2 protein-coding genes are annotated in these 3,281 nt (G+C 71.1%); both read left to right on the top strand.

Features of this window, described 5'->3' with window-relative positions; translation table 11 throughout:
* Positions 1-437 precede the first annotated feature (437 nt).
* Positions 438-1,700, top strand: coding sequence for a DUF445 domain-containing protein (locus GT030_RS12060; RefSeq protein ID WP_237522331.1), 1,263 nt, complete (start codon positions 438-440; stop codon positions 1,698-1,700).
* Positions 1,701-1,814: 114 nt separating this feature from the next.
* Positions 1,815-3,281: MFS transporter (locus GT030_RS12055; protein WP_161201108.1), on the top strand; the 1,467-nt coding region annotated here is incomplete at its 3' end.

Raw genomic sequence — 3,281 nt, 5'->3', positions numbered from 1 at the left:
GGCGGACGAGCCGTGGGGGCGCCGGCCCGTGGCCGAGGACCCCGAGGTGCTGTCGCCGGCCGCCGACCTGATGAGGACGGTGACGGAAACGGCGACGACGAGTGCGACGAACGCACTGAGCAGGGCATAACCGTGGCGCTTGGTCACGCTGGCGTTGTTCTCCTCGGGAGACGGGAAGCCGGACGATCAATACACCATGATGCGGCATATGGGGGAACGGAGTTGACGGGCACCCCGGTCCACGGGACGTGCCCCGACCCCCCTTCAGTCTGACGCCGGGAACTTCCTGTCCGTTCCGCGGGACGGCGGGAAGGGACAATGTGTGGGCGGGATCACCGATCGGGCGGAGCGAGATGGAACGCGCGCAAACGGAAGAGGCAAAGCCGGGACGCACCCCCCGGCCGACGGCTGCCGGACGGGCCGGTTCGTACCGGACCATGACCGCCTTCACGGCGGCCGACGAGGAGCGGCAGCGCGGCGTACGGCGCATGAAGCTCACGGCCGCCGGACTGCTGCTGCTCGTCGCCGTCGTCTACGTCCTGGCCACCTGGGCCGGGCACGCGGGGGCGGGACCCTGGACGCGGTATGTGGCGGCGGCCGCCGAGGCCGGGATGGTCGGCGCGCTCGCGGACTGGTTCGCGGTCACCGCGCTGTTCCGGCACCCGCTGGGCCTGCCCATCCCGCACACCGCGATCATCCCCACCAAGAAGGACCAGCTCGGCGTCTCCCTGGGCGAGTTCGTCGGGGAGAACTTCCTCTCCGAGGACGTCGTACGGCAGCGGCTCGCCGCCGTCGGCATCGGCAGCAGGCTCGGTGACTGGCTGGCCGAGCCGGCGAACGCCGACCGGGTCACCGCCGAGCTGGCCACCGCGCTGCGCGGCGCGCTGACCGTACTGCGCGACGCGGACGTGCAGGCGGTGGTGGGGGAGGCGATCACCCGGCGGGCCGACGCGCGGGAGATCGGTCCGGCCGTGGGCAAGCTGCTGGACCGGATCGTGGCCGACGGCGGCCACCGGCGCGTGGTCGACCTGGTGGTGGGCCGCGCCCACGAGTGGCTGGAGCGGCACCGGGACGACGTGATGGTGGCCATCGAGGGCGGTGCGCCCGGCTGGACACCGCGCTTCGTGGACCGCAAGGTCGGCGACCGCGTCTACAAGGAACTGCTGCGCTTCGTCACCGAGATGCGGGAGATGCCCTCGCACCCGGCGCGGGCCGCCCTGGACCGCTTCCTCACCGACTTCGCCTCCGACCTCCAGTCCGACACCGAGACACGGGCGCGGGTGGAGCGGCTGAAGAGCGAGGTGCTGGCGCGGGACGAGGTGCAGGACCTGATCGCGTCCGCCTGGACCGCCGTACGGTCGATGATCGTCGCGGCGGCGGAGGACGAGCACAGCGAGCTGCGTCTGCGGGTGCGGGCCGGGCTGCTCTCGCTGGGGCAACGGCTGGCGACCGAGCCGAAGATGCAGGGCAAGGTCGACCGCTGGATCGAGGGCGCGGCCGTGCACGTGGTGACGACCTACCGCAGGGAGATCACCTCCCTGATCACCGAGACGGTGGCGGGCTGGGACGCCGAGCACACCACCCGCAAGATCGAGGCGCACATCGGGCGCGACCTCCAGTTCATCCGGATCAACGGCACGGTGGTCGGTTCGCTGGCCGGGCTGGTGATCTACACCGTGTCGCGGGTGCTGGGCGGCTGAACGGCTCGTCCGGCGGGGTGAGCCTGCCGGACGGGACGGTCTGATCCCGCGCGGCGCGGGCACCCGTAACTCGTCCTTCGACGAAGAAGGGGTGCCGATGAGCGAGGGGTGCCGATGAGCACGGGAGCAGGGACGCCGTCGAGAGCGGGCGGTTCGACCACTACCGACATCCCGGCCCGGCTGGACCGCCTGCCCTGGTCCCGCTGGCACTGGACGATCGTGATCGGGCTGGGCACGGTGTGGATTCTGGACGGCCTGGAGGTCACGGTCGTCGGCAACATCGCGGGCCGGCTCTCCGAGCCCGGCAGCGGGCTGTCCATCAGCTCCGGTCAGGTCACCGGCACCGCGGCCGCGCTGTACGTGGCCGGTGCGTGTGTCGGCGCCCTGTTCTGGGGGCGCCTGACGGACCATTTCGGGCGCCGCAAGCTGTTCATGATCACGCTGGCGGTCTATCTCGCGGCGACCGCGCTGACCTCGCTGTCGACCGAGGCGTGGTGGTTCTTCCTGTTCCGCTTCCTGACCGGCTTCGGTATCGGCGGGGAGTACGCGGCCATCAACTCCGCGATCGACGAGCTGATCCCGGCCGCCTATCGGGGCCGGGTCGACCTGATGATCAACGGCAGCTTCTGGCTGGGCGCGGTGGGCGGCTCCCTGCTGTCCATCCTGGCGCTGGACACCGCCTTCCTGCCGGAGAACATCGGCTGGCGGCTGACTTTCGCGCTCGGCGCGGTGCTCGCCCTGGTCATCCTGCTGGTACGGCGGCACGTACCGGAGAGTCCGCGCTGGCTCCTGATCCACGGACGGGACCAGGAGGCGGAGGAGATCGTCTCCGGGATCGAGCGGAAGATCGAGGAGCAGACGGGGGAGTCGCTCCCCGCGCCCGAGGGCCGGCTGGAGATCCACCGGCGCGGCAGCGTCACCTTCCGCGAGATCGCCCGCACCGTCTTCGGCCGCTACCGCCGGCGCGCGGTGCTCGGCTTCTCCCTCTTCATCGGCCAGGCGTTCCTCTACAACGCCATCACCTTCGGCTTCGGCGCCATCCTCACCCGTTTCTTCGACGTCCCGGCCGGCCGGACGGGCTACTACTTCGCGGTCATCGCGGTCGGCAACTTCTTCGGTCCCCTGCTGCTGGGCAAGCTGTTCGACACGGTGGGGCGGCGGGTGATGATCTCGTCCACCTACCTGCTCTCCGGGGTCCTGCTGTTCGCCACGGCCTGGCTCTTCGACCGGGGCTCGCTGAGCGCGACCACCCTGACCGCCTGCTGGTGCGCCGTCCTCTTCTTCGCCTCCGCGGGCGCGTCGAGTGCGTACCTGACGGTCTCGGAGATCTTCCCGATGGAGACCCGCGCGATGTCGATCGCCTTCTTCTACGCCCTGGGCACCGCGGCGGGCGGCATCAGCGGCCCGCTGCTCTTCGCGGACCTCACCGGCACCGGCAAGGTGGGGGACACGGTCCTCGCCTTCCAGATCGGCGCGTCCCTGATGTGCGTGGCGGGGCTGGTGGCGGCGGTACTGGCGGTACGGGCGGAGGGACGGTCGCTGGAGGACGTGGCTACACCCCTGTCGTCCGCCTCGCCTTCG

Source organism: Streptomyces sp. SID1328 (assembly GCF_009865595.1).
GTDB lineage: Bacteria > Actinomycetota > Actinomycetes > Streptomycetales > Streptomycetaceae > Streptomyces > Streptomyces griseoluteus.
The sequence above is the reverse complement of the archived record's forward strand: the minus strand, read 5'-3'. Positions and strand labels throughout refer to the sequence as shown.

Excerpts from the sequence above, each read along its gene's own strand:
- GT030_RS12060 (WP_237522331.1), top strand. The coding sequence starts at position 438 with ATGACCGCCTTCACGGCGGCCGACGAGGAGCGGCAGCGCGGCGTACGG.